Raw genomic sequence first — 25008 nt, forward strand, 5'->3', positions numbered from 1 at the left:
AGGCTGTGAGCACTTCAAAGATCCTGCGGACATTCCTCAAACCCGGCTGGGTGATCACGGCTGTCCTCATCGTCGTGTTCTCCTACTTCGCCATCACCGTGCTGGCGCCGTGGCAGCTGGGGAAACACGAGGTCAAAAGCGAACAAAATACGCAGATCCGCACGGCCCTGCGCACCGACCCCATCCCCGTAGACGAGATTTTTGTGAACGGCGCGCTTCCCGCCGACAACGCGTGGCGACAGGTGGAACTCGTCGGCACCTATTCCCCCTCCGACGAGGTCATCTTGCGTATGCGGTCTGTGGCTGGTAACCCGGTGTTCCAAGTGCTGACCGTCTTCACCACCACATCCGGCGACGCGTACCTCATCAACCGCGGGTATGTCCCGCAGCAAAAGGATTCCGGAGTTCCGGAGATCCCCGCCGCCCCGACAGACACCGTGACCATCACCGGCAATGCTCTGCCCGGCGAGGCCGATTCCGGCCGCCCACCGCACGCGGACGATTCCCACCAATACGTTCTCGACATCAACCTGCCGCAGATTTCCTCGCTCACCGGCACCTCGCTTGCCGACGGCTACATCCAACTCGCCGACAAACAGCCCGGCGTGCTCAACGCCATCCCCCTGCCCAAGCTCGACGGTGGCCCCTACCTCTCCTACGGCCTCCAGTGGATCGCCATGGGTATCGGCGCGCCCATCGCCCTCCTCTACTTCATTCGTATGGAATTGAAGGAGAGAAAACGCGACGAGGAAGAACAAGAGGAACTCGAGGGTCTCATCCCCGACCCCGATGACGATGAGGACGATGAGCCGGCGCCACAGCGCTCCCGCTACGGCGGGCAGCGCCGCAACCCCTACGCCAAGTTCGAAGCGCGCCGCGAAGACCGCTTCTGAGCGATAACGAGCCCCACCCCGAGGGCAGCAAGCTGCGTCACACGGGATAGCACGACTGCCTTCTTCACCGTCTGCGTTGTCGGGTACGGCCCGTGCCCGAGGGTAGGCCGCTCCTCCACTCCGTATGAATACACCGTCCGGCCGCCGAGACGCACCCGCAGCGCCTCCGCAGCGGAGGCTTCCACCCAGCCAGCATTCGGGCTCGGGTGGTTGGCCGCCGCCGCGTACACGCGCTGCCACGTGTCCCGCTTTTTCGGTGCGAACAGGAGATGGATCGCCGTTGTCACCCGCGCGGGTAGATAGCCCAAGACATCGTCCAGCCGCGCAGCAGCCCACCCGAAATTGGAATACCGCTCGTTTTTGTACCCCACCATCGCGTCGAGCGTGTTCGCTGCACGGTGGAGCACCACGCCCGGCGCGCCGGCAAGACCCGCCCACACGAGTGGCGCGACCGCCGCATCAGAGGTGTTTTCCGCCAATGATTCCACCGTCGCCCGGGCGATGCCGTCGCCGTCGAGAACCTGCGGATCCCTGGAGCACAGCCACGGCACCCACGTCCGCGCGTGGTCTACGTCCCCCTCTTCCAGGTCGTGTGCAACCTGCGTGCCAACCTTCTCCAGCGTCGTCCCACCGAGCGAGGCCCACACGGCGACCGGCAGGAGAATTTCTGGAGCAAGCGCTGCCAGAATCGTCGGGGGAATAACAGCGGCTGCGGTGAAGCCGATGCCGGCGAGCTTCGAATCCCGGTATAGGTGGCGTTCGAGGAAGCTGGCGTAGGAGCCGAAATAGGCCACGGGGTGGTGGCGCTGTGGGTCGCCGAAAAGCTTATCTGCGACAAAACCTGTGATTATCCCCCACTGCACGGATGTCCGTTCCCTTTCTACGAAAGCCTGGCGTGTGTACCCAGTGTGTACCAGAAAAGGCCAGACCCCCGCTTTTCATTTCGCAGCGGGGGTCTGGCCTTTATCTTTATGCGTGCGCTCTACAGGGCTCGAACCTGTGACCTTCTGGGTGTAAACCAGATGCTCTCCCAACTGAGCTAAAAGCGCCGACGTGCAGGTAACTGTAGCACGGACCGTCGGGTCCGCGAAAATCGCCTACTTGGCCTGCTTATTTCCGCGCTGCACGAGGCAGGAACCCTGCCAGCTTCCCAGACGCTGCGCGCCGGTCTGGACGAGACCTGCCAGCTGCGCAGACTCAGCGATGATGCCGGGTTCGACGGTTCCTTCCGTACCCGTCGCGGGGGTGAGCAACCAGATGCAACCGGAATCCGAGAGGTTGCGCACTGCGTCGACGAGACCGTCGACAAGATCTCCATCCTCGTCCCGCCACCAGCACAGAACCATATCACAGATGTCGTCAGTGTCCTCGTCTACGAGATCGGCACCGATCACGTCTTCGAGCGCCTCGCTAATGTTGCTATCGGCATCGTCATCCCACCCCAGTTCCTGAACAATGAGACCAGGACGTGCCCCCAGGATCTTCGCGTAATCCTGCTCGCGACCATCTGCCACGTGAAATAAACCTTCCTCTACGGAGTAAAAACTGAATATTGCACTACATATTACCGCCTATTGCTCTGTTTCTCCACGAAAGCGGGCATGAACCATACGAAAGTAGGAGCGTCCGCGTAGTGAGATTGTTTAACGATGCAAGGGTTTAAGATAAGTGTGACACTATCCGTTCTTTGTATGATTAGGAACACATTATGACTTCCCCGTCATCCCAACACGTGGATAAAGCGGACGCGGGCTACTCAAAGGCTCTCAAACCGCGTCACATGCAAATGATTGCCATCGGCGGTTCCATCGGCACCGGCCTCTTCCTCGGTGCAGGCGGACGCATTTCCATGGGTGGCCCTGCCCTCGCCTTCGCCTACGCCCTGTGCGGCATCTTCGCATTCTTTATGATCCGTGCCCTCGGCGAGCTCACCATCTACCGCCCGTCCTCCGGAGCGTTCGTTTCCTACGCCCGCGAGTTCCAGGGCGAGGGCGGCGCCTACGCCACCGGCTGGCTGTTCTTCCTCGACTGGTCCGTGACCGTGATGGCGGACATCACCGCGGTCGCCCTGTACGTCCACTACTGGTCCATCTTCACCACCATCCCCCAATGGATACTCGCCTTCGGCGCTCTGGCCATTGTGTTTGTCCTCAACCTGCTCTCCGTGAAAGTCTTCGGTGAGCTCGAGTTCTGGTTTGCACTCATCAAGGTGGCGGCGATCGTCATCTTCATGATTGTCGCGATCATCTTCATCGTCACGGGTAACTCCAGCGCCGGCTACGATCCCGGCATCCAGCTCATCCGCGACAACGGTGGCCTCTTCCCCGAGGGCTTCGCGCCGATGGTCACCCTGGCCCTCGGTGTTGTCTTCGCGTTCGGTGGCACAGAAATGGTCGGTGTCGCAGCCGGCGAGGCGAAAAACGTCCGCGAGGTCATGCCCAAGGCCGTCAACTCGGTCATGTGGCGCATCGCCCTGTTCTACATCGGCTCCGTGTTCCTCCTCATCATGGTCATGCCGTACGATGCCTACTCGTCCAACGAGAGTCCGTTTGTCACCTTCTTCTCCGCCATCGGTGTCCCCCATGCCGGTGACATCATGAACCTTGTCGTCCTCACCGCCGCCATGAGCTCCCTCAACGCCGGCCTATACTCCACCGGCCGCACCCTCCGGTCGCTGGCTGTTGCGGGCTCTGCCCCAAAGGTAGCGGCCAAGATGAACAAGAACCACGTTCCCGCCGGCGGCATCGCGATCACCGCTGGTCTTGGGCTCGTCGGTGTGCTCATCAACTACATTTACCCCACCGATGCCTTCAACATCGTCATGAACCTGGCAGGCATCGGCATCGCCGGTACATGGATGTCCATCATGGTTTCCCACTGGCTCTTCGTGCGCAAGGCAAAGCGCGGTGAAGTGGAGCGTCCGGACTTCAAGCTGTTCTGCGCGCCAGTCACTAACTTCCTCACCCTCGCCTTCCTTGCCCTCATCATTGTTGCAATGTGGATGCAGGATACGGCGGGCAAAATCACCATCTCTACCTTCGTTGTTCTCGCCATCCTGTGGGCTATTGCCTGGTTCGGATTCATTCGCAAACGCGTCGACGGAAGCCTCCTAGAAAAGATGATTCCCGGCGACGAGGAGGAATAACACGTAAAATTTAAACAAAAGTAATCTTTTTACCCCTAGGAGGAAAAACCCGCCATGGCAGAAAACATGATGGACGATAGTAACTACGTCCTCGTCCGCGACGGCGTCGCCTCGTACCTGCACGACGACGACCCCGAAGAAACGCGCGAATGGCTCGAATCCCTCGACGGACTCCTGGAAACCAGCGACATGGGTCGCGCCCGCTTCCTCATGCTCCGACTTCTGGAGCGTGCGACGGCAAAGCGCGTCCCGCTGCCCTCGCTGACCTCCACCGACTACGTCAACACCATCCCCACCTCTCTCGAACCAGAATTCCCCGGCGACGAGGACATCGAGAAGGATTACCGCCGCTGGATCCGTTGGAACGCCGCCATCATGGTGCACCGCGCGCAGCGCCCCGGCATCGAGGTCGGCGGGCACATTTCCACCTACGCCGGTGCCTCCCCGCTCTACGAGGTGGGTCTCAACCACTTCTTCCGCGGCAAGGACCACCCCGGCGGAGGAGATCAGATCTTCTTCCAGGGCCACGCCTCCCCCGGCATGTACGCCCGCGCCTTCCTTGAGGGGCGACTGACGGAAGAAGACCTCGATGGTTTCCGCCAGGAAGTCTCCCGCGAAAACGGTGGCCTGCCCAGCTACCCGCACCCGCACGGCATGCCGGAGTTCTGGGAGTTCCCCACAGTGTCTATGGGCCTCGGTCCAATGGATGCCATCTACCAGGCACGCTTTAACAAGTACCTGCACAACCGCGGCATTAAGGACACGTCCGAGCAGCATGTGTGGGCTTTCCTCGGCGACGGCGAGATGGACGAACCCGAGTCCCGTGGCCTTATTCAAACTGCGGCCACCAACCAGCTGGACAACCTCACCTTCGTGATTAACTGCAACCTGCAGCGCCTCGACGGCCCGGTTCGTGGCAACGGGAAGATCATCCAGGAGCTCGAGGCCTTCTTCCGGGGCGCGGGCTGGAACGTGATCAAGGTCATTTGGGGCCGCGAGTGGGATGCACTGTTCGAGGCTGATCCGGACGGCAACCTTGTCAAACTCATGAACCACACCGTGGACGGCGATTACCAGGCGTTCAAGGGCCACGACGGTGCCTACGTTCGCGAGCACTTCTTCGGGGCCACCCCCGAAACCGCGAAGCTCGTGGAAAACATGACCGACGAGGAAATCTGGCACCTCCACCGCGGTGGCCACGATTACCGCAAGATCTACGCCGCCTACCAGAAGGCCCTGGAGACAAAGGGACAGCCCACCGTCATCCTCGCCCACACCATCAAGGGCTACGGCCTTGGCCGTAACTTCGAGGGCAAGAACGCCACCCACCAGATGAAGAAACTGACGCTGGAAGACCTCAAGTACTTCCGCACCAAGCAGCACGTCCCGATCAGCGACGAAGAGCTGGAGAAGAACCCAAAGGAGCCCCCGTACTACAACCCGGGGCCGGATCACCCCTCCATCAAGTACATGCTTGAGCGTCGAAAAGAACTCGGCGGCTTCCTGCCGGAGCGGCGCGGCCACCGCTACGAGCCACTGACCGTCCCCGGACCGGAAACTCTGAAGAAGCACATGAAGGACTCCGGCAAGCAGAAGGTCGCCACCACCATGGCCGTGGTGCGTATCTTCAAGGATCTCATGCGCGACAAGGAGCTCGGTGAGCGTTTCGTGCCGATCATCCCCGATGAGGCCCGCACCTTCGGCATGGACTCCTGGTTCCCCAAGCTGAAGATCTACAACCCACTCGGCCAGCAGTACACGCCGGTGGACGACGACCTCATGCTCAGCTACCGCGAGGCCGTCGACGGCCAGATCATGCACGAGGGCATCAACGAGGCTGGCTCCGTCGCCGAGTTCATCGCCGCCGGCACGGCGTACGCCACCCATGGCGTGGCGATGATCCCGATGTACATCTTCTACTCCATGTTCGGTTTCCAGCGCACCGGCGATTCTATCTGGGCCGCCGGCGACCAGATGGCTCGCGGATTCCTCTTCGGTGCCACCGCCGGTCGCACGACGCTGACCGGTGAGGGCTTGCAGCACCTGGACGGCCACTCCCTCACCCTCGCATCGACAAACCCGGCTGTCGTGTCCTACGATCCGGCGTTTGCCTACGAGCTCGCCTACCTCATCCCCCGTGGGATTGAGCGGATGTACGGCACGGCCGACGGCGAAAACGTGATCTACTACATCACGATTTACAACCAGCCGATCCACCAGCCAGCCGCACCGGACGACCTCGATGTGGAGGGCCTGCACAAGGGCATCTACCTGTACGACAAGGCTACGGGTGACGGCCCCTCCGCGAACCTGTTGGCGTCCGGTGTCGGGATGCAGTCGGCGTTGAAGGCACGCGACATCCTCCGCGACGACTACGGTGTGAGCCTCAACTTGTTCTCCGTCACCTCCTGGAGCGAGCTTGCCCGCGATGGCCGCGCGAAGGATCGCGTCGCCCTGCGTGATCCGTCCGTGGATCCGGAAAAGGCATTCGTCACCGAGGTGCTGGAAAAGGTTGACGGCCCGTACATCGGCGTTTCCGATTTCGAGTGCGCGGTTCCCGATTCCATCCGCAAGTGGGTGCCCGGCGAGTACACGGTCCTCGGTGCCGACGGCTTCGGCTTCTCGGACACGCGCGAAGGAGCCCGCCGCTACTTCAACATCGATGGCGAGTCCATCACTGTGGCGGTGTTGAGTGCCCTAGCCCGGGAAGGAAAAGTCGACCGCGAGGTTGCGGTACAGGCTGCTAAGGACATGAAGATCACTGATGCGACGGCCACCTACCAGGGGGCAACGCAGGACCACTAGTGTTCTGGCGCTGCCTGAGCAGCCTTCACGAGATCCCCGATTGCCGCGTTCACGGCATCGGGGGTTTCTAGTATCAGCATGTGGCCGGCTTTTTCCAGGCGCTTTTCCTGCGCCTGTGGCCACAGCTCCTTGATCCGATCCGCCTGCGATTCGGGGGTGACATCGTCTTTCTTGCCCACGAGGACATACCCGGGGATGCCTTGAAGGGAGCTAGCCGCATCGACCTCGTCGTGGTGCTGAAGATCGTCGAAAAAGCCGACGAAGGTTTCCAGCGGGGTGTTGTCGATCATCGAGGCGTGGAATTCGATGAGGTTGTAGTCGGTGCCGTTGCGCTTGAACACCGTCGCGGACAGGGCCGGCGCGAGGATGGTGGCGAACGCATCCTTGATTTTCTGCGCGTCGCCGGGTGCCAGTTCGACGGCCTCCTGCGCTTTATCCGCAAGCGGGGAAGCAAGCACTTGCGGCAGCCCCTGGGACGAAAGCGACTCAATGGAGGAGGCGATGAGCACGAGTCCCACGACATTTTCGGGGTGCTTCTTGATTGCGTTGAGAGCGATGAGGCCACCCATTGAGTGCCCGACGAAGATGATCTTCGACTTGGGGCTGCGTTCGCGGACGAGAGCCAGGATATCGTCGCCGCAGGCCTCGATGGTGAGCTTATCTGCGGGTATCTCCCCGGTCTCACCGTGGCCACGAAGATCCATGAGGAGGCTCTTCACGTTCGGGTACTGATCGCGCAGGTAGTCCGTCTGCATGAAGTAGCTGTCGGCGGCAAGGGTGAAGCCGTGAATGAAGACGACTGTCAGGTCTGCGTCTGCCGGACCGATTTCCTTGTACACAAGCTGGAACCCGTCGCGGTCGATTGTCCCCTTGTGGGTGACGCCGACAAGTCCAGGGCGCTCGGTATCGGAGAACTGCTGCGCCTTTTGTTCCTTCCCCTTGATCAGGCGCTTCCATAGGGTACTCACCGAATCGAAGATTTCCACCGTACAATGTCCTTTTGTAGTCACTGGCTTGTCTATTCGATGGGAAAGTATAGGAGGAAACCGTGCCCGATACGAAAAACATCTACGACATCATTGCCGCCGTCGCCGGCCGCGAGGTATCGGCTGAAGAGCCCCTGAGCGACATTGGTGTGGACTCGCTGAGCCTGGTGGAACTTGCCGTCCGGCTCGAAGATGCCACCGGCGTGCGCTCGGATACGGTGGATTTTTCTCGCTTGTCGACGGTCGGTGACCTCGTTTCCTACATCGCACCGTCCCAGCCCGCAGACTGACCCTGTTTTTGTGGATAGCTCGCCTGGAAGAAAGGCATCTTACTCTCGCAGACATAAGCCACCTGTAATCTTCGGGGCTTGCCTTCCTGCGGGCTATTGGCTCCTTCCTGCGGGCTATTGGCTCCTTCCTGCACGGAGTCACACACTCGCCCTCTACTCCCAAGCACACCACACCATTTACAACGACGACGACCGATACACCACCGGCAAACAAGAAAAACGCGAGGCGCGGGCGGGGCGAACACGGACGAGCAGGACGAGGACGAACGAGCAGCCAGAAAACCGCCCTACGACGAGCAGATCCACCCCACTGTCAACTACGGGGTCGAATACTCGGAGATCGAATACACAGGAAGGTCCCGTGCGCTTACACAGCTGGACTGGAATAGGCCCGGCTTTCGCGACACACCCCGCCACGGCGGGGCATCTTGCATACCCTATTCCTGCTAGTCCACAATCACCATGTCGACATTGAACCCCCAGGAACACGACAGGTCATCGAGGGCTCGCTTCAGTTCCCCCAGCCCTTCGGGGCTTCCAGTAAGCAGTTGGGAGCATTCGACCATCCGCCGTTGTCCGGGAGCGCGGTGCCACTGCGTGAACCACTCAGCATACAACGGGTCGGAGGAGTAATCCGTAATCTGGGATGGGGCCGGCAGACACCGGACGAGGGCATCTTCGATGAGTCTCCGGGCACGAACAGGAACGGCGGTGAGCCGAAGTGAAGCGGTGGAATCGGTTGCGGGGGCAACGTGCGGGAGGCGGAGTGCGTTAGTCATGGGAAAACCTTTAATCGTCGTCGAAAAGTGAGCGTCTTCCGCGTGACATAAGCGGAGCGCTAAGACGAGGTGCGTCTTCCCCAACGGCCTCGGATTGACACAATTGTCACGCGAATCACTTCCAGCACGCAACCCTCAACAACCACTTAACCCCCCAGTCTTTCAAGGCCAGGTTAAGAGTTTGCCAGCCAGAAGGATTCGTTGGCCTCCATCCACAGCGGCTTCGCCCAATCGCCGAAGGGGCGGTCGGTGAGCACAACAAGGCCCCTGCCGGACACACGATGAACCCACCAGAACGTCCCCGCCTGGCCGAAGTGGCCAACAGTATCCGCGGGCATGGACGGCCCCGTCCAATGCGGATTCTTCTCCCCCTTGATCTCGAACCCCAGGCCCCACGGGCACGGCTTGTAGTTGCCGTAGCCGGGAACGATGCCGTTGAGGTCCGGGAACTGCACAGTAGTCGCCTCTTTGACAGTCGACGGATGCAACACCTGCGGGGAAATGACCTCTTCCGAAAAACGAAGCAGATCCTCCACCGTCGAACGGCCACCGAAGCCGGGATTACCGTAGATCTCCGTATGTTCCATGCCGAGTGGCTCGAAGACCGCCTCGCGGGCGTACTGCCCGAAGGGGATGTCGGTGAGCCGCTCGATTTCCCGGCCCAGCAGCGCGTAGGCCGAGGAAGAGTAAATGCGGCGCTCCCCCACCGGCTTCTGCGGGGTGAGATCATCGTGGGAGAGGCCGGAAGCATGAGCCAGAAGGTGACGGACGGTCGAGTCTTCGGGGCCCAGGGGCGTCGACAAGCTAAAGACACCTTCCTCGACGGCGACGAGCGTGGCGTAAGCCGAAAGGAGCTTCGTCACGCTCGCCAACTCGAAAACGGCGGACGTGTCACCGAAGGAGAAGCCAGATAGCGAGCCGGCGGCGACGGTGTCACAGGGCCAGTCGGAAAAATCGATCATGCCTAAATGTTAGCGCTGATCCTCTGGTCATCGTCCTCGTACACGGCGGTATCGAGGACCTTCTCGCGGCGGGACACGATAAGCGGGACAAGCGCCTGGCCCGTGACGTTCGTAGCCGTGCGCCCCATGTCAATGATGGAATCGACGGCAATGAGGAGGCCCACGCCCTCAAGGGGGAGACCGAGGGTCGACAGCGTCAGTGTGAGCATCACCGTCGCACCCGTCGTGCCCGCAGTTGCAGCAGAACCGATGACGCAGACGAAGGCGATAAGCAGGTAATCCGTAATCGACAACGGGAAGCCGTAGAACTGGCTCACGAAGATCGCTGAGATCGTTGGGTAGACCGCAGCGCAGCCATCCATCTTGCTCGTGGCACCAAGCGGCACCGCGAAGGCAGCGTAGGCACGGGGGACACCGAGGGCATCAACCGTCGTACGCTCCGTTACCGGCATGACACCCATGGACGAACGGGTAACAAAACCGAGTGAGGTCAGGGGCCACACCTTGCGGAAGAATTGCGCAACAGACAGCCCATTCGTCTTCAGGACGAGCGGGTAAATCACGAACATGACAAGCGCAAGGCCCACATAGATCGCAATGACGAACATCCCCAAAGATGTCAGAGCGTCCCAACCGTATGTTGCGACAGCCTTGCCGATGAGCGCAGCCGTGCCGATCGGTGCAATGCGAATAACCCACCACAGCACCTTCTGGATAACCTCGAGAACGCTGGCCGAGAGCTCGAAGATGGGCTCAGCCTTCTTCCCCACCTGGATCGAGGCGATCCCGAAAGCGATAGACAGGACAAGAATCTGCAGAATGTTGAAATTCAGCGAAACGCCCGAGTCCGTCGCGCGAGCGGAAAGACCCAAGATGTTGCTTGGGACGATGGATTGCAGGAACCCAAGCCACGAGCCCTGCCCCGACGGGGCGGCGGCCGAGGACGCATCCACCGTCGTATTCACGCCCGGTTTCAGGACGAGCGCCACGATCGTGGCGACAACGACGGAGGCAAGGGACGTAATCGCAAACCACAAAAGGGTCTGCCAGGCAAGCCGGGCCGCGTTGGTCACCTGGCGCAGGTTAGCAATAGATGTAAGGACGGCCGTGATAACCAGCGGCGGGATAAGCACCTTCAGGAGGGTGACATACGCCGAGCCGACGGCTGTGAGCGTAGATTCAAGCCACTCAATATCGAAGGAGCGGGAGATGAAGCCCAGGATAAGGCCGATGATGAGACCGTAGATCACCTGGGCGGCGAAGCTGGTAAAGGGATTCGACTTGTGTTGGGTTGGCGAATCCACAGGTGCGGTTTTGGTCATGTTCTTCCTTCAAGGTGTTTTCGTTGATATGACCCCTTGACACTAGACCGCACCAATCGGTTTAGTCAATATGAACCACTTAGTCTACCGTTACAACTTGGGCTTTTTGCTCCCGGGGAGGATTTCTTTGGTATTTCTCTTCAGCCAGTTAATCCGACGCAGGAGGGGATCCACCTCGCGCACAGTCTTTTGCCCGGCCTTGCGAGTCCACACCATGACGCTGCGCGAACCGGGGACACGGATTTGCGTCGGCATGATCCATCCTCTCCAGTAACTAATGGAGGTGAGGAGCCAACCAACCATGGCGGCAACGATCATGCCAGCTGCCTCATAGCCCAAGTAGTGGAAGCCCACCATCGTGGCGGAGGCAAGGAAGGCGGGGACAGCATAGAGGGTGCGACCCCCGAAGATGGACGGCATTTGGCCGATGGCGATGTCGCGGAGCATGCCGCCGCCGATGGGGGTGATGAAGCCGAGGGCGATGGCGGACTGCCACGGCAGGCCGTAGGTGAGCGCCTTCGTCGATCCCGCAACAGCCCATACTCCGAGGACGAGGGCATCGCCATGGTTTTTGATGCGCACCCACCAGCGCCCCTCAGTATTGATGAACAGGGAGATGAGGCCGCCGATGAGCGCCATCGTCATATAGATGGGCTCGGCAATGGCAACGGGAGGACCGACCTGCATGAGGGTGTCGCGGATCATACCGCCGCCGAGACCGGTGAAGACGGCGAGGAAGAGCGTGCCCATGAAGTCGAGGTCGAGCCTGCGCGCGATGCCGCCGCCTATGATTCCGTTAAGGAGCACCCCGATGAGGTCGAGGGTGGAATAGAGGTTAGTAATCATGGGATCCACAGATGACACAATGGTCCATCATAACGAGATAAAGCCCAGACCGTAAAGGCCTGGGCTTGTGGCTCCTCCAACTGGGCTCGAACCAGTGACCCTTCGATTAACAGTCGAATGCTCTGCCAACTGAGCTATGGAGGAATATTGCTTCCTTGCAACGTGGATAAACTATAACGGGCTACCTACGTTTTGAGCAAATCGCCTGGTAATGGAGCAATTTCAGAGTTAGCGGGGGCGGACTATATACTTTTCTGCGGGGCTATAGCTCAGTCGGTTAGAGCAGCAGACTCATAATCCGTTGGTCCTCGGTTCGAGCCCGAGTAGCCCCACCCTCAGACACCGGGCGGTAACCGCCCGGTGTCTTTTCATTCAGTGGCGGTACAGTAGTGGGCATGATTCAGTTTGTTGTTGGTGCGGCCGCCGGTTACGTCCTTGGCACCAAGGCGGGTAGGAAACGCTTTGATCAGATCAAGCGGGCATACACCGCCGCCGTGAACTCCCCCGTCGCACAGAATGCCGTGAAGGCAGGGCGCACCGCCCTGGCCAACCGCCTCGACCCGAACCCGCGCATGCGTGAGGTAAAAAACCTGCGGACGGAAGATGGGAATCAGATCCTGGAAAAGGATGACGACTAGAGGGTATCCACCTCGTCCATGCGCGTGCCGTCGGAGTAATCCATGTCGGTGATGCGGTTTTCGGGGTCGTAAAGGACAACCTGTGCGCCCTCCTCGCGGATGCGGCGCAGTTGTTCTTTCACAATCTTGCGGCCGATGGCGTTAAAGCCCGTGACGCGGGAGACGTCCAGTATGACGCGCGAGGACGCGGGCGCTTCGCGCAGGAGCGTGCTGGAGATCTCCTCGGCCACCGTGAAGTTGACGTAGCCCTGAAGGGTGATGACGGTCTTGTCGCTTTCCTCGTGGATGGAGCGCACACCGGGCACCCGGTAGTTATTGCCCTGCAGCAGGTGGAGATCCATGTGCCTGCTCATGTAGGCGAAAGCCTCGCGGCCGCGGACGGAGGTGCCCGTGGGGTCCAGTTTGGGGGAGAATGTGGCAATGCCCATGCGTCCCGGCAGCGTGCCCATGAGACCACCGGAGACACCGGATTTGGCAGGGATTCCGACCTTGGTCATCCAGCGCCCGGCGTAGTCATACATGCCTGCCGAGGTCATCACGGATTGGGCAATACGCGCAGCCTCCGGCCCGATGACGCGAGCACCGGTGACGGGCTGGATTCCCCCGCTCGCCAGTGTGGCCGCCATGACCGCGAGGTCGGAGACGGTGACCTCGATGGCGCACTGGTGGACATAGGTGACGACGGCGTCGTGGGGGTCGTCGTCAACGATCCCGAAGGAGTGGAGCATGTGGGCGAGCGCGAAGTTGCGGTCTGCGGTGTCCAGCTCGCTGGTGGCAATCTCCTTGTTGATTGTGAGCGGTCTGCCGGCAAGGGCCGAGAAGAAACCGAGAATCTTTTCAATCCGGTCAGAAACACTCGACCCCGAGCCGTTGATGAGCTGGTTGACGGCGATGGCACCGGCGTTGATCATGGGGTTCATGGGACGGCCATCGGCTTCAAGCGAGAGCTCGTTGAAGGCATCACCGCTTGGCTCCACGCCCACAATCTCGCTGACGGCCTCGAATCCGGATTCCTCCAGCGCGAGCGCATAGGTGAAAGGCTTGGAGATGGACTGAAGGGAGAAGGGGGCGTTGTCGCCCACCTGGTAGCAGCGGCCCGTCGTGGTGCAGATGGCAACGCCCAGACGCGCAGGGTCCACCTTTGCCAGCGCCGGGATGTAATCGGCGACCTCTCCCCCGTCGGTCTCCCGGACGGCGTCGAGGATCAGGTTCAAATAGCGTGGAATGGGTGATTTCATCAGCTAGCGCCCCATTGCCCTGTCGACGAGTTCCTGCCGCACCTGTTCGAGGACGAGGAGGTCGCTAAACATCGCGTTGTAGGCCTCCGGGTCGTCGGACGGGCGCGTCCGTGACAGCGTCGCCTTGAGGTTGGAGATCTGGTTGGCCACCACTCCTTCCTCCAGGCGCGCGAACGCCCCATCCATGTAGGCCTCGAAGTGGTCGGCATCGGTGCGGATTTCCTCTACCGCGAGGGCGGAGACGAGGTTTTTCACGGCCGGGTCGACGATCGCGTCGGTGATCGCGGCGATCCATCCGGCCTTTCCGTCGCCGCCGCTGGCACCGCCGGCGGCGGCGATTCCGTCCCGGATGGTCCGGTAGACGGGGTGGAAGAACCCCTCGGGGTCCAGTTCGTCGAAGGAGGCCCCGGCGAGGTCGGGTGCCTGCAGGGCGATTTTTAAGGATTCGCGCTGGGGCCACAATGCGGGGTCGCGCGGATCGGGCAGCACGGTTGTGGGGGTGGGCTGGTGCGCTGTGCCCCGGGTGGCGACCTGTGGCGCGGCGGCGGGGCGCCGAGAAGCGTCTTCTACCATGCGGGACAGTTCGTCCTCGTTGAGCCAGCCGACCCACCCGGACAATTGGAGGGCGTACTGGGAACGCAGTGCGGGGTCCCTGATGGCTCCGATCATGGGGACAACACGGCGGACGGCCTGCAGTCGCCCTTCGATGGTGCCCACGTCGTACTGCCCAAGGATGGTTTTCACCACGAATTCGAGCATCGGCATGCGGCGGGCGATGAGGTCACGCAGCGCGACATCGCCCTTGTCTTGGCGGAGCTCGCAGGGATCCATACCGCCGGGGGCGACGGCGACGAAGCTGGAGCCGGAGAATTCCTGGGAGCCTTCGAAGGCGCGCATGGCGGCTTTCTGGCCGGCCTCGTCGCCGTCGAAAGTGTAGATGATTTCGCCGCGGAAGGTGCGGTCATCGAGCATGAGCCGACGGATGAGCTGCAGGTGGTCTTCGCCGAAGGCAGTGCCACAGCTGGCGACGGCCGTGGTGATGCCGGCGGCGTGCATGGCCATGACGTCGGTGTAGCCTTCGACCACGACGCATTGGTGCCCCTGGGCGATATTGCGCTTAGCAAGATCGATGCCGAATAGCACTTTCGACTTCTTGTACAGCATCGTCTCGGGGGTGTTGAGGTATTTGCCGAGCTTGTCGTCGTCGAAAAGCTTGCGCGCACCGAAGCCGATGACGTCGCCGGCGAGGTTTTTGATCGGCCAGATCAGGCGGCGGTGGAAGCGGTCGATGGGGCCGCGACGCCCCATGGAGGTGACACCAGCCGCCTCCAGCTCCTCTGCGGAAAAGCCCATGCGGAGCAGGTGTTTGGTGAGCGTGTCCCAGCCGCCCGGCGCATATCCGCAGCCGAAGTGACGGGCATGCTCTGCGGTGAATCCGCGCTCTGTCAGGTACGCACGTGCGCGCTCCGCTTCCGGTTCTTGTAGCTTTTCGACGAAGAATCGGTGGGCCTCTGCGTTAATGGCCACGAGGCGTTGGCGGGTTCCTGCCTTCTCGCGCGTTCCCGTGCCACCCCCCTGGTAGTTAATGTGGTACCCGATCTTATCGGCACAGTATTCAACGGCTTCGGGGAAGGTCAGGTGCTCGAGCTTCATGAGGAAGCTGAAAACATCGCCGCCTTCGCCGGAAGAGAAGTCGTGGAAGTAGCCGTGGTTGGGGCGGACGTGGAAGGACGGGGTCTTTTCGTCTTTGAACGGTGACAGTCCCTTGAGGGAGTCCGCACCCGCCGGCTTGAGCTGAACATACTCCCCCACGATCTCCTCGATGGGGGTGTTTTCCCGGATATAGTCGATATCTTCTTCCGGAATCCGTCCGCGCGCCATGAAACCTCCGATTACAACCAGTTGTTATCCCCACATTACAATAGGCCGGGTGAAGAAGGGCTCGTGGATTCTTGGTCTCCTGGTCGCCGTCGTGGCAGCCTATTTCGGCATCGATCTGACCACGGACGGCAACCAGCATCAGCCGCAGAATTCTCCGTCGGGTGCGATCTGCCCCATCGACAGCCTGCCCAAGGAAGCGCGCACGGTTGCCGATTCGATCGAAAGCGGTGGCCCCTACGCTTTTCCCGGCGATGACAACACGCATTTTGGCAACTACCAAAACCGCCTTCCCAAGGAGAATTCGCAGTATTACCGCGAGTTCACGGTTCCCACGCCGGGGATTGGCCACCGCGGTGAGCGCCGGATCGTCGTCGGCGGCGGGACGAAGACGGACCCGGACACGTGGTATTACACCGGCGACCACTACGACAGCTTCTGCGAGATCCCGGATGCCGAGGACTAGCGGGGCAACGAACCCTGCCACCCCTTCATATGGCTGCTAACAGGCCACCTGACTGTCAAAGGGGGCAAGACCCGTAGAAAATACCGATTAACTCGATTAGCTGTAGAACGAGTTGTACTCGGCACCCTCGCGGGCGATGCGTTCGAGGCGGGACTCGGTCATGGATGCAATCTGATCGATGATCACGCGGCTGCGCGCCGCGTCCGAATCCGCCTCGGTGAACCACGCTGCAAAGGCCGGGTCTAGGGTGCCCGGTGCCCCTCCGTACAGGTACTCGTACACCATCGCCACGCGCTCCCGCTGGATATCCTGCCGCAAAAGGTGTGCGGGCGACTCCATGACATAGAGGACAGCGAGGGTTTTCAGCAGCCTGATTTCCGCGTCGATGCCGGGCGGTACGACGAGGGTGCCGTGGTGGCGGCCGAGGGGGCTATCCCGGTTGTGCTCACGAGTGGCGGTGATGACGGCGCCGACGAAGCGGCCGACGAGCTCGCTGGTCATCTGTTTGAGGGCGATAAGTGCGGAAAACGAGCCGTCGAAAAGCGAAGCCTCGGCGACCACCGGCAAAGAGCGAAGGCTCGCAGCGGCCTCCACCAACGACTCCGGATCCCCGCCGAACATCGCCGCCCCCTTCTGAGCCAGCGCCGCCAGCTCCACCAAGTCACCGAGGACGCGCAGGTCAATGCGCCCGGCGAGGATGCCGTCCTCCACATCGTGAACGGAATAGGCGATGTCATCGGAGGCATCCATGATTTGCGCCTCGACGGACTTCCCCTCTCCCTCGATTCCGTCGCGTACCCACTGGAAGATAGGGAGATCGTCCTCGTAAACACCATATTTCCGCCGCCCCTGGGCCGTCCACGGATACTTGATGGCCGCGTCGAGGGACGCGCGAGAGAGGTTGAGGCCGTGCCCCATGACCTTCGGCTCCAGGCGGGTAAGGATCCGCAGGGTTTGCGCATTGCCCTCGAAGCCACCGCAGTCGGCGGCGAGCTCATTGAGCGCCACTTCCCCGTTGTGCCCGAACGGTGGGTGGCCAATGTCATGGCAGAGGCCGGCAAGTTCAGCCAGCGACCCGTCCACGCCGAGTCCTTCCCCGATGCCTCGGGAAATCTGTGCCACCTCCAGCGAGTGGGTGAGGCGCGTGCGCGGAGTATCGCCGTCCCGCGGCCCCACCACCTGTGTCTTGTCCGCGAGCCGGCGCAGGGCCGCGGAGTGCAAGACGCGGGCCCGGTCGCGGGAGAAAACGGACCGGTGATCCGGAGGGGTACCTTTAAGGCCACTGCGCTTGGGGGCCTCTGTGACGTACCGCTCCTGGTCGAACGCGTCGTAGGTGTACATGATAACCGCTAAGTGTACCTGCAAGGCTGTACTCTGGGTGCTATGAAACGCTTAGTAGGAACCGTATTAGCCTCTGCGGCGCTAGCCATCGGCACGCCGCTCGCGGTTGGACTGCCTGCCACTGCGCAGGTGCAGACGCAGCAGCTCACCGACAGGGTGACCGACAATGCCGGCGTGTTGTCTGCCGACGAGAAGGCGACCCTGAACGAGAAATTTAGCAATTTTACCTCCCAGACCGGCCTCGTCCCGTTCTACGTGCTGGAGAAGGACCTCGGCGGGATGAGCGGCGAGCAGGCCGCCACGCAGCTGTTCAAGACGGGTGGTGGCGATAACGTTCTCATCTTCGTCGTCGGGGTTAATGACCGCACCGTCGGCATGAAGTACGGCGCCGATTGGCCGTCGTCGGCTGTCTCCGCGATCCAGTCGGAGGCCACCGGCGCGCTGTCCAGTGGCGATTGGTTCCACGCCGGCGAGGTCCTCGCTGGGAGCTCGTCCGACGGCAATGGCCTGTGGTGGTTGCTCGGCGGCGGTGCCGTGGTCGTCGGTGGTGGCGCGGTGATGGCGAGCCGGGGCAAGAAGAAGCGCCGCGAGGAGACGCAGGCGATGGCCAAGGATGCCCGCGAAATCTCGCCGTCGGATGTGGGCAGACTTTCTAGCTTGCCGACGCCCGTCCTCACCGACCTCGCCTCGGATGTTCTGGTCTCTGCAGACGAGGCAGTCCGGCAGTCGAAGAAGGAGCTCGACCTCGCGCAGGCCGAGTTCGGTGCCGAGCGCACCCGCCCGTTTACCCGCGCCATGAACAACGCCAATACGACGCTGCGCCACGCCTTCGAGCTGCAGGAACGTCTGAACGATTCCATCCCCGAATCCGAGGAAGAGCGGCGCGCGATGCTCGTGGAGATCGTCAGCTCCTGCGGAACAGCCCAGGAGGCGCTCAAGGAGAAGGAGGACGAGTTCCGCTCCATGCGCGACACGATCCTCAACGCCGACAACGTCGTCGCCGATCTGTCGGCCCAGGTCGTTAGCCTCCACCGGCGGCTCCCAGCCGCCCGCGAAACGCTGTCTACGCTCGAGGCCAACCACGGCTCCCAGGCGCTGGCATCGATAGCACAGAACCCGGACTTCGCCGAAGCCGCCTTGGACGAGGCAGAAAAGGCGACCGACGAGGCTCGTGGCATTGCGGATCAGCCCGCCGGCTCCCAAGGTGGGCTCATCGCTGCCATCCGCCGCGCCGAGGAGGCCATTTCGAAGGCCGACGAGCTGCTTACCGCCGTCGAGCAAGGCGAGGACAACCTGCGCCTCGCCACGGACAACTTCGTTTCTATCCGCGACGAGGTGGCAGGCGAGATTAGTGAATTGCGGGGGCTCAGCTCCAGCGCGGAGGCGGCGGGGCTCGCGGAAAAGGCCAGCGGTGTTCTCGCAGAGGCTAAAGCCAGCTACGATACCGATCCCCTGTCCGCTTACACGTCTCTTACCTCCATTGATGCAGAGCTTGACACGCTCATCGATACGCTGCGCGAGGTGAAGGCCACCAACGAGCGCAACATGCAGCTTCTTAACCAGACGCTGCGTTCCTCCCAGGCGACGGTGCAGCAGGCAGAAGACTTTATCTCCACCCGCGGGCGTGTCATCGGCTCGCGTGCGCGCACGCTACTTGCGCAGGCGCAGCAGACATTGGCCAAGGCGATGTCCGTGGGACAATCTGACCCGAAGAAGGCACTGCCACTTGCCAGCCAGGCCGGCCAACTCGCGCAGCGTTCGCTGAAGGCGGCGCAGCGAGACTTCGACGATTATCAGAGTTCCATGCGGGCGCGTCGTGGTGGCGGCGGCAGTGACCTGTTCACCGGGCTGTTGCTCGGCTCGATGCTGAACGGCGGCTTCGGCGGGGGCGGCGGCTTCGGCGGAGGCGGCAGCTTCGGCGGAGGCGGCAGCTTCGGCGGAGGCGGCTCCTGGGGCGGTCGCTTTTAGAAACGACTAAGACCACCGCAGCATCGTCTGCGGTGGTCATTTTGTGGATCAGATTCGTGGGCGCCTGACGGTGGCATCGACGAGAACGCACACCCAGGTGAGAAAGACTGCGTCGAGAAGCGGAAGGTCGTCGACACACGGACCGTCGTGAACCTCGACGCGCCCATTGGCGCGGGGCTGGACGTAGGCGTACACATCGCCGCTTGGGCTGGCAATACCGCGCACTTTGCGCCAGGTGGATATCCGTTCCAGGGTGTAGTGCCGCTCCCCGCAGGTAGCGTCCAGGTTGGCTACCGTGAAACCGCGCTGGGAGACGGTGAAGATTTCCCCGTTACTCGTCGTCGCACGGCACTTGAAATGCAGATTGGTAGCCAGGGCCTCAATGAGAATGTTTTGCTCACCCACGTGGATGATATCGGCGCGAACCGATGCCATCTGGGTGCCGAGGGCATCAATGAGGTTGTTGTCCCTCCACACCCAGCTTGGCTCGTTAAACTCCATGCTTTTTAGAGTAATACGATCATGATGCCGAGGACGGTGAGCGCGATGAGCGCACCGGTGGTGATCCCTGTTGTCCGCATCATCGAGGACATCAAGAGTTCTCGGGCGATCCATGACAGGAACGCAGCCTGGTCGGTGGGCAGCTCCTTATCAAAACTGACGACCGGCTGGCGCACGCCGTGGCGGGCACCCGTGAACTGTCCGACATACTCATCGGCTGGGTCGAGAATGACCCAGTCGGACTTCACCTCGTTATCCAGAATGAAATCGGCACTACCGGCGTGAACCTCGACGCGGTCTGCTTTAGCTAGCGTTGCCTCGTCTTTGGTGGTAGCAACCCAGTCCGGCGCATCGGTCCGCTTCAGCTCCGTGGAGGTCTTTTCCAGACCCCACTGTGCCTCGCCGACAGTTGCGCTGTTCTCGGTAAATTCGGCTATCTTTTCGTCGCCACGGTACAGCGAAAGCGTGCCTTTGGACGGGGGACGAAATTCCAGTTCCATTCTTACCTTTCCGGTTTAGCAGCCGATGAGGTGCTGAGCGAGGTAGCCTTCCAGCTCGTCGATCTTTACGCGCTCCTGCTGCATCGTGTCACGGTCACGCACGGTGACGGCGTGATCCTCAAGGGAATCGAAGTCTACCGTTACACAGTACGGCGTGCCAATCTCATCCTGACGGCGGTAGCGGCGACCAATGGCACCGGAGGTGTCGTAGTCGACGTTCCAGTAGCCACGCAGTGTCTGGGCGATCTCCTCAGCCAGCGGGGTGAGGGTGTCCTTCTTGGACAGCGGCAGAACGGCGACCTTGACGGGTGCCAGGCGCGGGTCGAGGCGCAGGACGGTACGGGTATCGGTGCCACCCTTCGCGTTCGGCACTTCCTCCTCCGCGTAGGCGTCCACGAGGAAGGCCATCATGGCACGGCCGAGGCCAGCTGCGGGCTCGATAACGTACGGGATGAAGCGCTCGCCAGAGGCCTGGTCGAAGTAGCGGAGATCCTCGCCGGAGTGCTTCATGTGCGTGCCGAGGTCGAAGTCGGTGCGGTTCGCGACACCCTCCAGTTCACCCCACGTGGAGCCCTGGAAACCGAAGGCGTACTCGATGTCCACAGTTCGCTTTGAGTAGTGGGACAGCTTCTCCTTCGGGTGCTCGTACAGGCGCAGGTTCTCCGGATCGATGCCGAGATCGGTGTACCACTTGTGCCGGGTATCAATCCAGTACTGGTGCCACTTCTCGTCCTCACCAGGCTTGACAAAGAACTCCATCTCCATCTGCTCGAACTCGCGAGTACGGAAAATAAAGTTGCCGGGCGTGATCTCATTGCGGAAGCTCTTACCGATATTGCCGATGCCGAACGGGAGCTTAGCGCGGGACGTCGTGAGTACGTTCTTGAAGTTCACAAAGATGCCCTGGGCTGTCTCGGGACGCAAGTAGTGGAGCCCCTCCTCGTCGTCAACAGGCCCGAGGAATGTCTTCAGCATGCCGGAGAAATCGCGCGGCTCCGTCCAGTTGCCGGGCTGGCCCGTTTCCGGATCGTTGACATCTGCGAGGCCGTTGGGGGCCGGGTGCCCGTGCTTTTCTTCATAGGCTTCCAGCAGGTGATCCGCACGGTAACGCTTGTGCGTGTAGAGAGATTCGACCAGCGGGTCATGGAACACCTCGAGGTGGCCCGAGGCAACCCACGTCTCGCGCGGAAGGATGACAGAGGAGTCAATTCCCACGGTATCCGGGCGGGAAGTGATCATCGTGCGCCACCACTGACGCTTGAGGTTTTCCTTCAACTCGACGCCGTACGGGCCGTAGTCCCACGCGGAGCGAGTGCCACCGTAAATCTCACCACACGGGTAAACGAACCCGCGGCGCTTACAGAGGTTAACCACACTGTCTATTACTGACCCTTTAGCCATATTGTTCCCTTCCAAAATTTACGTGTACTCATATAGTACCCGGTAGCACTATCTCACACGGAGACCCCGGTATAACCGGAGATACGAGAGGAAATAAAAGAGCTTACTCATTGGTTGAGTTCAGTAGGGGAATAAACCATTTAATAAGTCTTTATGCATATTAGCCCTGTATGGGTGGACTGTCCACCGTGTTTGTTCTGCAGACATATAGACAATAAGGTTTAATGAAAGTGGATAGGGCGGTAACCACCCCTCTTCCTCACCGGAGCGCCAAGGACAATATATAGGACATCTCATATCAGTGAATAGCAGTCGTACGACAGTACGAGAAAAGAGGCCTCAACATCATGGACAATGATTTCACCGCTTCTCCCCGCGTCCAAGTTGTCGTGCCTGATTCCTCCGGACGCTACGAAATGGTCGACCCTTCCACCATTCTCTCCCACATCTCCGTAACTGAGGAACAGCAGTCCGCCATCCTGTCTACCGTGCGCGCACTTGATTCACGGTTGCGCCTCACTATCGTCCTCCTCCTCTCAGATGGGGAGCGTCGCGTCCACGAGCTAGTGAAGGAGACCGGCGCAAGCCAGCCCCTCGTAAGCCAGCACCTAAAGGTGCTCAAAGAATCCGGCGTGGTGACGAGCAGACGAGTCGGCCGCGAAAAGGTGTACTCCCTGTGCTCCAACACGGCAGCTACGATCATCCTCGCCTGCCGCCAGCAGGAGCGATAGCACACCTCGTCTATACTGGCCACAGACTCGCGTTAGAAGGAGTGGCATTTATGAGAACACCGGCTCAAGCTTCTGCATCCCTGCCCAAAATTGGTCAACGCAGAACGAGGCAGAAGGCCGCCGTCGTGTCTGTGCTGCAGACGATGGATCATTTCTCCTCTGCCAAGACCATCCACGAGGAACTCACCACGCGGAAGCAATCCGTCGGGCTGACCACCGTCTACCGAACGCTTCAGTCCCTCGTCGATCTCGGGGAAGTAGACGTCCTGCACACCAATTCGGGGGAAGCACTGTACCGCCATTGTGCGAACGAGCACCATCACCACCATCTCGTGTGCGAGAAGTGTGGCACCACGGTGGAGATTTCAGGCGGTCCCGTGGAGGAATGGGCACGTACGGAAGCCGCCAACCACAGCTTCACGCTCACGAGCCACACCGCCGAGGTGTTCGGGCTCTGCCCAGCGTGCGCCGCTACAGCACGTAGCTAAAAGCGAGTCCCAGCACGTAGGTGATCCCTGCGGCGCCTATCCCCAGGGCGAGCTGCCGCAACGCACGCTTCATCGGGCTCGCACCACTCATCACCCCGACGAAACCACCGGTGATCATGAGCACCCCGCCGACCAGAACGAGGGAGACGCACGTCGCCACGACCGTCGACAGCGGGAAGAGAAAAGCCAGAATCGGCACGAGAGCACCGAGTGCGAAGAAGCAGAAGGACGCGGCTGCGGCAGCGGCACCGCTGCCGACAACCTCGGAGTTCCGCGCCTCGAATAGTCCCCCCACTCCGGAAAACACGTCTGCCTCCGCCCCTCGCGGCAACGCCTTCGACTTCTCGATCGCCTCATGCGCGTATCTCGTAGCCTCGCCGGCCTCCATTCCCCGCGCCCGGAAAACGAGCGCCAGCTCGTTTTCGTCCAAGTCGAGGGCCGGGAGGGCCGAGGAAGCGGTGGATGAGTCCAACGTCGACGCGTCGAGAAGCTCTTTCTGCGAGCTCACCGAGACGAATTCGCCCGCGGCCATCGACAGCGCGCCGGCGAGCAGCCCGGACACGCCGGTGAGCAGGATGACAGAGTTGCTCACTCCACTGCCCACCATGCCGATGACGAGGGCCAAGTTACTGACCAGGCCGTCGTTGGCGCCGAAGACCGCGGCGCGGAAGTTGCCCGAGAGCTTCTCGCGCCCGGTCGCCGCGAGACCGCGCACGACCTCCGCGTGGATCTTCTCGTCGGCGCTGAGCCGTTCCGTCGCATCCGCATCGTCCTCGTAGGGGCGACGCTGCTCCGCTGCCTGCAGCAGTGCGAGGGTGAACACGGAACCGAACCGCCGCGCGAGGAAACCCACAATCCGGGTCTCCAGGCTCGGTTGCACGGTTTTATTGGCGTACGGCCCGAGCATGTCCTCCCAATAGCGCTCGTGGCGGGTCTCCGCCTCCGCAACTGAGCGGAGGATCTCTTGCTCCTCCCCCGCTGCCTTATCTGCAAGCGCCCGGTACGTGCGAGCTTCCGCGCGCTCGTTGGCCAAATACTTGCGCCAACGACGGATCTGCCTCGCTGACGGCATTACTTCGTTCCCCCAAAACGGCGGTCGCGCTTGGCATACTCGAGGCAGGCATCGTACAGGTTCTCCTTGGTGAAGTCCGGAAAGAGGGTGTTCTGGTAGACCATCTCCGCGTAGGCGGACTGCCACAGCAGGAAGTTACTCGTCCGCTTCTCCCCCGACGGACGGAGGAACAGGTCCACATCTGGCATCCCCGGCTCGTCGAGGAACTGCGCGAACGTCTTTTCCGTCACCTGCTCGGGCCGCAGGGTTCCCGCCTGCGCCCGGCGGGCGATCTCCCGCGCCGCGTCGACGATCTCCGCGCGGCCACCGTAGTTCACGCACATGTAGAACGTCATCCGGGTGTTTTCCTTGGTCATCTCCTCGGCGAGCTCGAGCTCGCGGATCACCGACCGCCACAGCCGGGGCCTGCGCCCAGCCCAGCGCACCCGCACGCCCTTCTCGTTGAGCACGTCACGCTGACGGTGCAAAACGTCGCGGTTAAATCCCATGAGGAAGCGCACCTCGTCGGCGGTTCGCCGCCAGTTCTCGGTGGAAAACGCGTACGCCGAAAGATGGGGAATTCCCAGCTCAAGGCAGGCATCGATGATGTCCATGAGAACAGCCTCGCCGCGTTTGTGCCCCTCGGTGCGTACCATTCCGCGCTCCTGCGCCCAGCGGCCGTTGCCGTCCATGACGAGGGCGATGTGGTTGGGAAGGAACTTGCGTGGGATATCTGGTTTCACAACCCCCCATTGTGCCACGCGGGTAGCCCGCCGTCC

Annotated in this window: 24 protein-coding genes and 3 tRNA genes; 10 read left to right on the forward strand and 17 right to left on the reverse strand. The window is 61.4% G+C overall.

All coding sequences use genetic code 11. The features are described from left to right. Positions 1-5: 5 nt before the first annotated feature. Positions 6-893 carry an SURF1 family cytochrome oxidase biogenesis protein gene (locus CGLUCO_RS09060; protein ID WP_070739989.1) on the forward strand — a complete coding sequence of 296 codons (888 nt, stop codon included), beginning with the start codon at positions 6-8 and terminating at the stop codon, positions 891-893. Here CGLUCO_RS09060 and cbiB read toward each other — a convergent pair. The 3 genes from cbiB to CGLUCO_RS09075 form a co-directional block, all read right to left on the reverse strand. Then, complete coding sequence (gene cbiB, locus CGLUCO_RS09065) at positions 854-1756, reverse strand: adenosylcobinamide-phosphate synthase CbiB (protein WP_005389329.1); 903 nt, start codon at positions 1754-1756, stop codon at positions 854-856. The genes CGLUCO_RS09060 and cbiB overlap by 40 nt on opposite strands. 113 nt (positions 1757-1869) lie before the next feature. Next, a tRNA-Val gene (locus tag CGLUCO_RS09070) sits at positions 1870-1942 on the reverse strand. A gap of 48 nt (positions 1943-1990) precedes the next feature. Further along, a complete protein-coding gene (locus CGLUCO_RS09075) occupies positions 1991-2407 on the reverse strand; it encodes a DUF3052 domain-containing protein (protein ID WP_005389327.1) in 417 nt (138 codons plus the stop codon). Positions 2408-2601: 194 nt separating this feature from the next. Between CGLUCO_RS09075 and CGLUCO_RS09080 the strand changes: the two genes are divergently transcribed. Further along, complete coding sequence (locus CGLUCO_RS09080) at positions 2602-4038, forward strand: amino acid permease (protein ID WP_005389325.1); 1437 nt, start codon at positions 2602-2604, stop codon at positions 4036-4038. 54 nt (positions 4039-4092) lie between these two features. Further along, positions 4093-6843 (forward strand): pyruvate dehydrogenase (acetyl-transferring), homodimeric type, encoded by a 2751-nt coding sequence (aceE, locus tag CGLUCO_RS09085; protein ID WP_005395420.1) that lies wholly within the window; start codon positions 4093-4095, stop codon positions 6841-6843. Here the strand turns inward: aceE and CGLUCO_RS09090 are convergent. Then, positions 6840-7829 carry an alpha/beta fold hydrolase gene (locus CGLUCO_RS09090; RefSeq protein ID WP_084036802.1) on the reverse strand — a complete coding sequence of 330 codons (990 nt, stop codon included), beginning with the start codon at positions 7827-7829 and terminating at the stop codon, positions 6840-6842. The two genes, aceE and CGLUCO_RS09090, sit on opposite strands and share 4 nt — an antisense overlap. 62 nt (positions 7830-7891) lie before the next feature. Here CGLUCO_RS09090 and CGLUCO_RS09095 point away from each other — a divergent pair, with 62 nt between their 5' ends. Then, on the forward strand, positions 7892-8119 hold the full coding sequence (locus CGLUCO_RS09095; RefSeq protein WP_005395416.1) for an acyl carrier protein: 228 nt from the start codon (positions 7892-7894) through the stop codon (positions 8117-8119). A gap of 446 nt (positions 8120-8565) precedes the next feature. Here CGLUCO_RS09095 and CGLUCO_RS09100 read toward each other — a convergent pair whose 3' ends face one another. The 5 genes from CGLUCO_RS09100 to CGLUCO_RS09120 all read right to left on the reverse strand — a co-directional run bounded on the left by CGLUCO_RS09100 (position 8566) and on the right by CGLUCO_RS09120 (position 12172). Then, positions 8566-8898, reverse strand: a complete 333-nt coding sequence (locus tag CGLUCO_RS09100; RefSeq protein ID WP_231286030.1) for a hypothetical protein — start codon at positions 8896-8898, stop codon at positions 8566-8568. Between the two features lie 173 nt (positions 8899-9071). Continuing rightward, positions 9072-9860, reverse strand: a complete 789-nt coding sequence (locus tag CGLUCO_RS09105; RefSeq protein ID WP_084036800.1) for a serine hydrolase domain-containing protein — start codon at positions 9858-9860, stop codon at positions 9072-9074. A gap of 2 nt (positions 9861-9862) precedes the next feature. Next, positions 9863-11182, reverse strand: coding sequence for a dicarboxylate/amino acid:cation symporter (locus CGLUCO_RS09110; protein WP_084036786.1), 1320 nt, complete (start codon positions 11180-11182; stop codon positions 9863-9865). A gap of 90 nt (positions 11183-11272) precedes the next feature. Further along, the gene (locus CGLUCO_RS09115) at positions 11273-12046 is read right to left on the reverse strand and encodes a trimeric intracellular cation channel family protein (RefSeq protein ID WP_239170947.1); all 774 of its coding nucleotides are present in this window, start codon (positions 12044-12046) and stop codon (positions 11273-11275) included. A 50-nt stretch (positions 12047-12096) separates the two neighbouring features. Next, positions 12097-12172 (reverse strand) — tRNA-Asn (locus CGLUCO_RS09120). 114 nt (positions 12173-12286) lie between these two features. Here CGLUCO_RS09120 and CGLUCO_RS09125 point away from each other — a divergent pair. Both CGLUCO_RS09125 and CGLUCO_RS09130 read left to right on the forward strand, forming a co-directional pair. Then, positions 12287-12360 (forward strand) — tRNA-Ile (locus CGLUCO_RS09125). A 63-nt stretch (positions 12361-12423) separates the two neighbouring features. Then, the gene (locus CGLUCO_RS09130) at positions 12424-12666 is read left to right on the forward strand and encodes a hypothetical protein (RefSeq protein WP_034989438.1); all 243 of its coding nucleotides are present in this window, start codon (positions 12424-12426) and stop codon (positions 12664-12666) included. On the opposite strand, the gene CGLUCO_RS09135 is transcribed toward CGLUCO_RS09130, so the two are convergent. Next, positions 12663-13904, reverse strand: a complete 1242-nt coding sequence (locus CGLUCO_RS09135; protein WP_084036784.1) for a glutaminase — start codon at positions 13902-13904, stop codon at positions 12663-12665. The genes CGLUCO_RS09130 and CGLUCO_RS09135 overlap by 4 nt on opposite strands. A 3-nt stretch (positions 13905-13907) precedes the next feature. After that, positions 13908-15785 carry a DNA primase gene (gene dnaG / locus CGLUCO_RS09140; RefSeq protein ID WP_084036782.1) on the reverse strand — a complete coding sequence of 626 codons (1878 nt, stop codon included), beginning with the start codon at positions 15783-15785 and terminating at the stop codon, positions 13908-13910. Between dnaG and CGLUCO_RS09145 the strand changes: the two genes are divergently transcribed. Then, positions 15784-16248: a guanyl-specific ribonuclease gene (locus tag CGLUCO_RS09145; protein WP_005389313.1), complete on the forward strand. Its 465-nt coding sequence runs from the start codon at positions 15784-15786 to the stop codon at positions 16246-16248. The two genes, dnaG and CGLUCO_RS09145, sit on opposite strands and share 2 nt — an antisense overlap. Before the next feature lie 96 nt (positions 16249-16344). Here CGLUCO_RS09145 and CGLUCO_RS09150 read toward each other — a convergent pair whose 3' ends face one another. Then, positions 16345-17589, reverse strand: a complete 1245-nt coding sequence (locus CGLUCO_RS09150) for a deoxyguanosinetriphosphate triphosphohydrolase (protein WP_005389312.1) — start codon at positions 17587-17589, stop codon at positions 16345-16347. Positions 17590-17631: 42 nt separating this feature from the next. Here CGLUCO_RS09150 and CGLUCO_RS09155 point away from each other — a divergent pair, with 42 nt between their 5' ends. After that, positions 17632-19557: a TPM domain-containing protein gene (locus CGLUCO_RS09155; protein WP_084036780.1), complete on the forward strand. Its 1926-nt coding sequence runs from the start codon at positions 17632-17634 to the stop codon at positions 19555-19557. A gap of 48 nt (positions 19558-19605) precedes the next feature. Here the strand turns inward: CGLUCO_RS09155 and CGLUCO_RS09160 are convergent, their stop codons facing one another. Genes CGLUCO_RS09160 through CGLUCO_RS09170 form a run of 3 tightly spaced genes read right to left on the reverse strand, consistent with a single transcriptional unit; the run spans position 19606 to position 21959 of the window. After that, entirely contained in the window at positions 19606-20058 is a 453-nt protein-coding gene (locus tag CGLUCO_RS09160; RefSeq protein WP_005395405.1) for a hypothetical protein, read from the reverse strand. A 5-nt stretch (positions 20059-20063) separates the two neighbouring features. After that, the gene (locus CGLUCO_RS09165) at positions 20064-20558 is read right to left on the reverse strand and encodes a hypothetical protein (protein WP_005395403.1); all 495 of its coding nucleotides are present in this window, start codon (positions 20556-20558) and stop codon (positions 20064-20066) included. Positions 20559-20573: 15 nt separating this feature from the next. Continuing rightward, positions 20574-21959, reverse strand: coding sequence for a glycine--tRNA ligase (locus CGLUCO_RS09170; protein WP_005389302.1), 1386 nt, complete (start codon positions 21957-21959; stop codon positions 20574-20576). Between the two features lie 347 nt (positions 21960-22306). On the opposite strand from CGLUCO_RS09170, the gene CGLUCO_RS09175 reads away from it, so the two are divergent. After that, complete coding sequence (locus CGLUCO_RS09175; protein WP_005389301.1) at positions 22307-22690, forward strand: ArsR/SmtB family transcription factor; 384 nt, start codon at positions 22307-22309, stop codon at positions 22688-22690. Positions 22691-22740: 50 nt separating this feature from the next. Continuing rightward, a complete protein-coding gene (locus CGLUCO_RS09180) occupies positions 22741-23178 on the forward strand; it encodes a Fur family transcriptional regulator (RefSeq protein ID WP_005395402.1) in 438 nt (145 codons plus the stop codon). On the opposite strand, the gene CGLUCO_RS09185 is transcribed toward CGLUCO_RS09180, so the two are convergent. Then, positions 23162-24250: a VIT1/CCC1 transporter family protein gene (locus tag CGLUCO_RS09185; RefSeq protein WP_005389297.1), complete on the reverse strand. Its 1089-nt coding sequence runs from the start codon at positions 24248-24250 to the stop codon at positions 23162-23164. The two genes, CGLUCO_RS09180 and CGLUCO_RS09185, sit on opposite strands and share 17 nt — an antisense overlap. Continuing rightward, positions 24250-24921 carry an isoprenyl transferase gene (locus tag CGLUCO_RS09190; RefSeq protein ID WP_371326117.1) on the reverse strand — a complete coding sequence of 224 codons (672 nt, stop codon included), beginning with the start codon at positions 24919-24921 and terminating at the stop codon, positions 24250-24252. Before CGLUCO_RS09190 ends, CGLUCO_RS09185 begins: the two co-directional genes overlap by 1 nt. Positions 24922-25008 lie beyond the last annotated feature (87 nt).

This window comes from Corynebacterium glucuronolyticum DSM 44120, assembly GCF_030440595.1.
Lineage (GTDB): Bacteria > Actinomycetota > Actinomycetes > Mycobacteriales > Mycobacteriaceae > Corynebacterium > Corynebacterium glucuronolyticum.

Bases quoted from the DNA above. Each gene is read 5' to 3' on its own strand.
- CGLUCO_RS09080 (WP_005389325.1), top strand. From the start codon at position 2,602: ATGACTTCCCCGTCATCCCAACACGTGGATAAAGCGGACGCGGGCTAC.
- aceE (WP_005395420.1), top strand. From the start codon at position 4,093: ATGGCAGAAAACATGATGGACGATAGTAACTACGTCCTCGTCCGCGAC.
- CGLUCO_RS09100 (WP_231286030.1), bottom strand. From the start codon at position 8,898: ATGACTAACGCACTCCGCCTCCCGCACGTTGCCCCCGCAACCGATTCC.
- CGLUCO_RS09105 (WP_084036800.1), bottom strand. From the start codon at position 9,860: ATGATCGATTTTTCCGACTGGCCCTGTGACACCGTCGCCGCCGGCTCG.
- CGLUCO_RS09110 (WP_084036786.1), bottom strand. From the start codon at position 11,182: ATGACCAAAACCGCACCTGTGGATTCGCCAACCCAACACAAGTCGAAT.
- CGLUCO_RS09130 (WP_034989438.1), top strand. From the start codon at position 12,424: ATGATTCAGTTTGTTGTTGGTGCGGCCGCCGGTTACGTCCTTGGCACC.
- CGLUCO_RS09135 (WP_084036784.1), bottom strand. From the start codon at position 13,904: ATGAAATCACCCATTCCACGCTATTTGAACCTGATCCTCGACGCCGTC.
- CGLUCO_RS09145 (WP_005389313.1), top strand. From the start codon at position 15,784: ATGAAACCTCCGATTACAACCAGTTGTTATCCCCACATTACAATAGGC.
- dnaG (WP_084036782.1), bottom strand. From the start codon at position 15,785: ATGGCGCGCGGACGGATTCCGGAAGAAGATATCGACTATATCCGGGAA.
- CGLUCO_RS09150 (WP_005389312.1), bottom strand. From the start codon at position 17,589: ATGTACACCTACGACGCGTTCGACCAGGAGCGGTACGTCACAGAGGCC.
- CGLUCO_RS09155 (WP_084036780.1), top strand. From the start codon at position 17,632: ATGAAACGCTTAGTAGGAACCGTATTAGCCTCTGCGGCGCTAGCCATC.
- CGLUCO_RS09160 (WP_005395405.1), bottom strand. From the start codon at position 20,058: ATGGAGTTTAACGAGCCAAGCTGGGTGTGGAGGGACAACAACCTCATT.
- CGLUCO_RS09165 (WP_005395403.1), bottom strand. From the start codon at position 20,558: ATGGAACTGGAATTTCGTCCCCCGTCCAAAGGCACGCTTTCGCTGTAC.
- CGLUCO_RS09170 (WP_005389302.1), bottom strand. From the start codon at position 21,959: ATGGCTAAAGGGTCAGTAATAGACAGTGTGGTTAACCTCTGTAAGCGC.
- CGLUCO_RS09175 (WP_005389301.1), top strand. From the start codon at position 22,307: ATGGACAATGATTTCACCGCTTCTCCCCGCGTCCAAGTTGTCGTGCCT.
- CGLUCO_RS09180 (WP_005395402.1), top strand. From the start codon at position 22,741: ATGAGAACACCGGCTCAAGCTTCTGCATCCCTGCCCAAAATTGGTCAA.
- CGLUCO_RS09185 (WP_005389297.1), bottom strand. From the start codon at position 24,250: ATGCCGTCAGCGAGGCAGATCCGTCGTTGGCGCAAGTATTTGGCCAAC.
- CGLUCO_RS09190 (WP_371326117.1), bottom strand. From the start codon at position 24,921: ATGGACGGCAACGGCCGCTGGGCGCAGGAGCGCGGAATGGTACGCACC.